The organism is Nitrososphaera sp. (assembly GCF_050748925.1).
In the GTDB taxonomy this organism is placed as follows: Archaea; Thermoproteota; Nitrososphaeria; order Nitrososphaerales; family Nitrososphaeraceae; genus Nitrososphaera.
Genome location: NZ_JBOGQF010000110.1, coordinates 1 through 5877, shown reverse-complemented (window position 1 = coordinate 5877; position 5877 = coordinate 1). Strand labels below are relative to the sequence as shown.

Sequence of the window (5877 nt, the reverse complement as noted above, 5' to 3'; positions counted from 1 at the left end):
AAGGCTGTCTGACTTATGTTATTGCTTCTGGGAACGCTGCCGCAGTTATTGATTCCACCTGCGACTTTGACGGTTCAGTCTTGCTGCTTGCAAAGGAAAATGGGCTGAATATAATGAACGTGATTGATACCCATATGCACGCAGATCACGTCTCCGGGCTTTCATCGCTTGGAAAGTCAACAGGAGCCAACTCGCACTTTGGCGCAAAAGAAGGCTACGAGCCGGCCAGTGATCTCGGAGTCGATGTAAAGTCAATGGGAGATGGAGATAGGATACGAATTGGCGATGGCGTCTCGCTTACTGCCATCCATACTCCGGGCCATACGGAGGGAAGTATTTGCTACATGTTGACTTTAGATTCAGAGGCGGGAAAGAAGAACTATCTCTTTTCCGGGGACACTCTGTTTGTCAATGGAGTCGGCAGACCTGACCTGCATGACAGGGCAAAAGAGTTTGCAACCGACCTTTACAACACATATCATGACAAGATACTAAAGCTTCCTGATGACACCGTAATCCTCCCTGCTCACTTTGACCCCAGCTCAATTACATTGAAGCATGGAGAGCTTGTTGCAGACACCATTGGTTCTGTAAAGAAAAAGGTCAAACTTTTGTCCATGTCGAAGGAAGAATTCGTCAAGTTCATGGTTTCTTCGGTGCCTCCCAGGCCAGCCAATTACCAGAAGATAATCCAGATAAACAAGCAGCTTGTTCCCTGCGACCGAATCAACATGGGGGACTTGGAAGCAGGGCCTAACTCGTGTGCAGTCAGAATGTGATATTGGCTAACCTAAATGATAGCATGATGATCTCAAGCCTTCTTTGAGATTGTCTCTCGCATGACGACAAATACAAAGATTCCAGATGATAAAGCAATCCACGCGACAGTATGAATGGCCGCGTTAGCTCCCAGAAAGTCTGCCAGGAAGCCTACTCCCAATGCCCCAAATACAAAACCCAAGTCACGCCAGAATCTATAGACGCCCAAGGAAGTAGCCCGCCATGCCGGATGAGCAATGTCGCTGATTGCTGCCAGTAGAGTAGGGTAGACAAATGCGGTACCCACACCTATCAAAGACATCCCCCCTATCCAGGCAATCATGGAATTTCCATACAATACAATCCAGATTCCTAATGCCTGGACAATCATGCCGCTGTAGATCAGCACCTTTCGGCCAATCCTGTCACTCAATGAACCGGTACCGAGCTGCAAGAGGCCCCATACAGCGGGATGCAGGGCTTTAAGAAAGCCAATATCGTTCACACTTAGTTGAAAGGATGCAAAGTAGAGTGTGAATAATCCCCACGTGACGCCAAATATCAGGTTGTTTACAAGACCCGCCTGACTTACTGATAGCAACGTCCTGTTTTGCCATGATGTTTGAACAAACACCTGCTTGAATGTCAGCTTGCTCTGGCTGCCCGCATTGCCAGCATCAGGTTCATTGTTCGGTTGATCATGATTCTTTATCTCTAACTGCATGAATTTCCTGGTGTCCCTGACTATGACTATCGACAGCAAAGTGCCGAGAAGGGCAAAAGCAATGCCCATGTAGAACGGATATGGCTTTAGCCCGTAAATGGATGCAACGTAGCCGGTTGCAAATCCAACTATTGCTACCGAGATATAGCCTGCAAATTCGTTAAATCCTAACGCCAAGCCCCTCTTTTCCTTGCCCACCAGGTCAATTTTCATGTTAACAGTCATCGACCATGCTAGGGCTTGATTTACTCCCAGCAAGACATTGGCAAATATTATCCAGTTCCAGTCTGGGGCAAACAGCAGGATGAAGGGGACTGGGATCCCAAATAGCCATCCCACGATCAATACTTTCTTTCTTCCCAACCTCTCAGCCAATGCTCCTGCATAGAGGTTGAGAAATGCCTTGACAAGTCCAAAACTCGCGATGAAGGACAGTATGATGACATTTGAATCGATACCAAGAACATTCTTGCCGATGAGCGGCAAGACTGTCTGCTCAAGACCAATCATTGCGCCTACAAAGCCGTTGACAATTATGAGAATGACAAATTGGCTGAGGTTCTGACGCAACCCCTGCCTTGTTGCTGACTTGTCGTCCTTGCTGCTATTGCCTGACTTGTCTGTCAACGCCGATCCTGTCTGGATAGTTCACGCATTACTTATTCTTCTTTGCCTTCTCCTCCTTCCGTGCCGAATAGCCGCCATCAGTCGCGGTCGCTTTGAAGCCTTTCCTGGCAAGCTCATCAGCGCCAACGTTGCCGCGGTGGCCACCGTTGCAACAGGTGACAATCTCCGCTCCTTTCAGGCCGTCCATTGCGCCCTGCCGGGATTTTCTTACCAGCTGCCAGAGCGGTATGTTGACTTCTCCTTCAATCGTGCCGTCCTCTTCTACCCCATCTGCTTCCCTCACGTCTATGAGGACAAAATCGCCTTTCTTTCCTGCAAGGTTTTCTGCAGTTCTGCCATTTTGAGATTGCCCAGAATTCGTCGGTAAAGTTCGACGGTCTAGTTTTCGTCAAAAGGTGCCGTACTTTTCGAGCCCGCCCTTGCACTCTTTGCAGCCAAACATCGCGACCTTGTTGCCGGCGCGCACCTGGCCGATGTCGCCTATTATCAGCCTGCCCTCGCTTTCGGCCACCTTCACGCGCTCCAAGTCGCTGTCCTGGATGCCATAGATTACCGGGATGATGGTGACGACTTTGTTGCACCGGTCGCAAAACCCGCCGGAGATCTGGCGCGGCCTGCTTTTGTGGTACTGCGCATGGTACTGTTCTGCCTGTTCCCTGGTGAGTGCAAAAGTGTCGGCGAGCCTGTAGTTTATGCGGTAAAATATCGGGTCGCCCTCGTCGTATTCGTTTGCCTTCAAGTAGTGGGCGTGGAGCTCTGCAAGCGCCCTTGCAACGTCGTCCTCTATTCCCAAGGCCCTACCCTTGCCGGCTTATTTCCGCGTCGTAGCTGCTGACAAGCTCCTCATAGTGTCCGCGGGTCTTGCCAAGGGCCTTTAATTTTGCCTCCTCCGTGTCGGCAAGTTCCTTGCCCACCTGCGCGGCCTTGCCCTGCAGCATCATGTCTGCCATGACAAACAGGCGCAAGTTTTCCTTTGCCAGATGCGACGACACGTGCTCTGTGTAGGCGCGAATGTCTGCCACCAGCTGCGCAGAATCGCCTGTAGCGACGTATGCCTGCGCAGACGCCGCCATCCTGTCAGCCAGCTGCTTTGTCATCTCGTGCTCAAAAAGCATCCTTGCTATGGGCCCGCCTTCGCGGGGCATGCCTCTCTTTTCAAGGGCGGGAAAGAGCGAGCCCTCTTCCTTGCCGTGGTGGCAGACGTTGGTAAAGTTTTTAGTAAAATCGATTGCCTGGTCCAGAAATGGCGCCGGTATGCCCTTGCCCGCCTTTAGCAGGTCGGCAGTCGTGTTGAGCGCCCTTACCATCCTTTCAATCAAAAAGTGGTCGTTGCGGAGCGATTCTGTAGACGACATGCGCTTTTTTCGCCGGCGCCAGAATAATAACGCACCGATAGGCTTATCGCTTTGAAAGGGCATTTTACACCTGTGCTGTTTCTTGTCGTCGACTCTGTCCGGCTAGAGTTTGTCGAGCCGGACGTCGCCATAGCGCAGATGAAGATGCTGCAGCAGACTTTTGCAAACTATGGCGACCTGAAAGAGCAAGGCAAGCTGAAATTCGCGTACGCGTTTGCCGACTCGCCGGGCGGCATCATGGTGCTCGACGTCGCGTCAAACGAGGAGCTCCAGCAGATACTGTTTCTGCTGCCGTCCATGCCCCTTGTCAACAGGACGGTCCGGCCGCTGACTGAAATGAAGTCGGTGGATGCGCTGATAGCCGAGCTGCAGTCAATAGTGAGCGCGATGCCAAGAAAGCCCGGCGGCTAGGAAAAGGACTCGCTGTTTTCTTTCAAAAACGGCAGGATCTTTTTCTCTATTATCGAAACGACGTCAGAGCCTACGTCAAAAGACAGCATCAGGTAAAACTTGTCAAACGAGCCGTTGACGACCGGGATGGTCGCCCTTATAAGGTTCTCGTACCTGCCCACCACGTATTGCATCCTGCCTATCTTTGAATTGTGCCCGACGCCGAGCGCGCCGGTCATGAACACCGCCTGGCTTGCAAACTTGGCCGTCTCCTCCTTGGCGGCAAGCGGGGTCAGGCCCTGCCTGTAGACCGTCGTCAGGAGGGAGCCTAGGTGGTCGGCAAGGGCGGCAAAGCGCACCGAACTGTCAAGGTCAAGGATCTTTTTGCAAAGCTCTTCGTGCTGCAACAGTGCCAGAATTCCGCATGGGTCATGTTAAGGTGTCGGCGCGTGGCAAAATTATAATTGGCGCTCTTGCATTTGCATATCCGTGAAGGGCGCCGTCTTGCTGGCAGTCATCTTGCTCGCGTCGCTTGCCGCCAACTATGTCCAGTACACTCAGATGCAGGAAAAAGACCGGGCAATCGCGGGCCTACAGTCCGATGTCGCGGATCTTGAAGAGCGCGCTGCGCAGACCCCTGCGCCCCAAAAGCCGGAACCCGCGCCGCAGGAACCGGTAGCGCCTCCGGCGGCCGGAGATTCGAGCCAGTCTATAGCAGCCGTCGCCGTGAGGTCTGTGGTCGTGAGCGAAGGGTTCTTTCAGCGCACCCAGTACGAGGGGCTCGTCATGAACATAATGGTAGACATTCGGGACGGCAGGGGGCTCGTGCTTGTCAACACCGAGATCCCTGCGGGGGTCGACTTTCAGACCTCTGCCAAGACGGCCGTCAAGGTCGCCCAGCAGCATGCCCGGGCCGATCTGTCTGGCAAGGACGTCATCTTTTCGATAAAGAGCGATAACAACGAAAGCGGGCTTGAGGCGGTGGACGGGCCAAGCGCAGGGGCGGCAATGACCCTCCTCCTGATCTCCGAGTTGCAGTCCAAGGACATCGATGGCACCATCCTCGTGACCGGCACGATAGAGCCTGACGGCACCGTGGGTCGGGTTGGCGGCGTGCCGGAAAAGGCACTTGCTGCCGGAGAGCATGGCGCAAAACTTTTGCTTGTTCCCGCCGGCGAGGCAGTCTACGAGTCGCAGGTTTGCCAGGAGCGCCAGGAAGGGCCCTTTGTGTACCGCAGCTGCACATCAGAGGAAAAGCCGCTGTCGCCGGCCACCGAGGAGAGGTACGGCATGAAGGTGGCCGAGGTGGAAAACATCTCTCAGGCCCTTGAATACTTTTAGCTCGGCACAGCTATGGCCTGCATCTAATTGTTTTAGCTTGGCCGGTTAAATCGCAAGCCGCGTCTGACTTGAAGGAGACATCTAGATGACGATCGCGTTTATCGGGCTGGTGTTCAGCATGATGGCCATACGGCTCATGCGCTACGCCGAGAACGCGCAGGTGGTAATCACCGGGGCGATAGGCCAGCAGCTTCAGAACAGGGTGGTCGCGATGACGATGGGGACGCGCAAGTTCTTGGCGGTAAAGGTCGGCATCGCGTTCTTTTCGAAGACAAGCTCGCTCATTTTTGCCCTGCAGGAAATGTATCCTGAGCGACTCGTGCAAGGCGCAGCGATGACCATGCTAAAGACCACGCTTGTGTCAAACAAGGTCAAGGTGGTCGCCAAAAAGCACGGCCGCCATGCCGCGCACAGGATAAAGAGAATAGCTTCCGTCAGGAGCTGACGTGCCGAAAGGCCTGCCGCACAAGCTTTTTCACGTCCTTGGGCATGTTGTTGTCTTTTAGGATCATGTGCAGGTCTGCCTCGTTTATGGCAAGGCCCTCAGGGCTTATCTTGTAGAACCATTCGACGTCAATGTTGTTCACCGGCTCTGCGGGGTTGGCACAGCCTTTCATGCCGCAATGCCTCAGATCCTTGCTAAAGCTGACGTGGCCGTCCTGGCACCGGTAGATCAGAGCT

Annotated in this window: 9 protein-coding genes and 1 pseudogene; 4 read left to right on the top strand and 6 right to left on the bottom strand. The window is 53.5% G+C overall.

All coding sequences use genetic code 11. The features are described from left to right. The coding region (locus ACREAY_RS09190; RefSeq protein ID WP_431755473.1) for an MBL fold metallo-hydrolase at positions 1 to 779 on the top strand (779 nt) is incomplete at its 5' end. 32 nt (positions 780 to 811) lie between these two features. On the opposite strand, the gene ACREAY_RS09185 is transcribed toward ACREAY_RS09190, so the two are convergent. From ACREAY_RS09185 to ACREAY_RS09170, 4 genes and pseudogenes are all read right to left on the bottom strand, one after another. Beyond that, positions 812 to 2110 carry an MFS transporter gene (locus tag ACREAY_RS09185; protein WP_431755472.1) on the bottom strand — a complete coding sequence of 433 codons (1299 nt, stop codon included), beginning with the start codon at positions 2108 to 2110 and terminating at the stop codon, positions 812 to 814. 28 nt (positions 2111 to 2138) lie between these two features. Beyond that, positions 2139 to 2408 (bottom strand): annotated as a pseudogene (locus ACREAY_RS09180) (rhodanese-like domain-containing protein); the annotation flags it as partial. 90 nt (positions 2409 to 2498) lie between these two features. Next, complete coding sequence (locus tag ACREAY_RS09175) at positions 2499 to 2903, bottom strand: hypothetical protein (RefSeq protein WP_431755471.1); 405 nt, start codon at positions 2901 to 2903, stop codon at positions 2499 to 2501. A gap of 4 nt (positions 2904 to 2907) precedes the next feature. Continuing rightward, complete coding sequence (locus ACREAY_RS09170; protein ID WP_431755470.1) at positions 2908 to 3465, bottom strand: hemerythrin domain-containing protein; 558 nt, start codon at positions 3463 to 3465, stop codon at positions 2908 to 2910. 72 nt (positions 3466 to 3537) lie between these two features. On the opposite strand from ACREAY_RS09170, the gene ACREAY_RS09165 reads away from it, so the two are divergent. Beyond that, a complete protein-coding gene (locus ACREAY_RS09165; RefSeq protein ID WP_431755469.1) occupies positions 3538 to 3876 on the top strand; it encodes a muconolactone Delta-isomerase in 339 nt (112 codons plus the stop codon). On the opposite strand, the gene ACREAY_RS09160 is transcribed toward ACREAY_RS09165, so the two are convergent. Further along, positions 3873 to 4262, bottom strand: a complete 390-nt coding sequence (locus ACREAY_RS09160) for a hypothetical protein (RefSeq protein WP_431755468.1) — start codon at positions 4260 to 4262, stop codon at positions 3873 to 3875. The two genes, ACREAY_RS09165 and ACREAY_RS09160, sit on opposite strands and share 4 nt — an antisense overlap. Before the next feature lie 82 nt (positions 4263 to 4344). Here ACREAY_RS09160 and ACREAY_RS09155 point away from each other — a divergent pair, with 82 nt between their 5' ends. Continuing rightward, positions 4345 to 5196, top strand: coding sequence for a S16 family serine protease (locus tag ACREAY_RS09155; protein WP_431755467.1), 852 nt, complete (start codon positions 4345 to 4347; stop codon positions 5194 to 5196). An 85-nt stretch (positions 5197 to 5281) separates the two neighbouring features. After that, the gene (locus ACREAY_RS09150) at positions 5282 to 5641 is read left to right on the top strand and encodes a hypothetical protein (RefSeq protein WP_431755466.1); all 360 of its coding nucleotides are present in this window, start codon (positions 5282 to 5284) and stop codon (positions 5639 to 5641) included. Here ACREAY_RS09150 and ACREAY_RS09145 read toward each other — a convergent pair. Beyond that, positions 5631 to 5877, bottom strand: a 247-nt coding sequence (locus ACREAY_RS09145) for a hypothetical protein (protein ID WP_431755465.1), incomplete at its 5' end; no start/stop codon positions are given. The genes ACREAY_RS09150 and ACREAY_RS09145 overlap by 11 nt on opposite strands.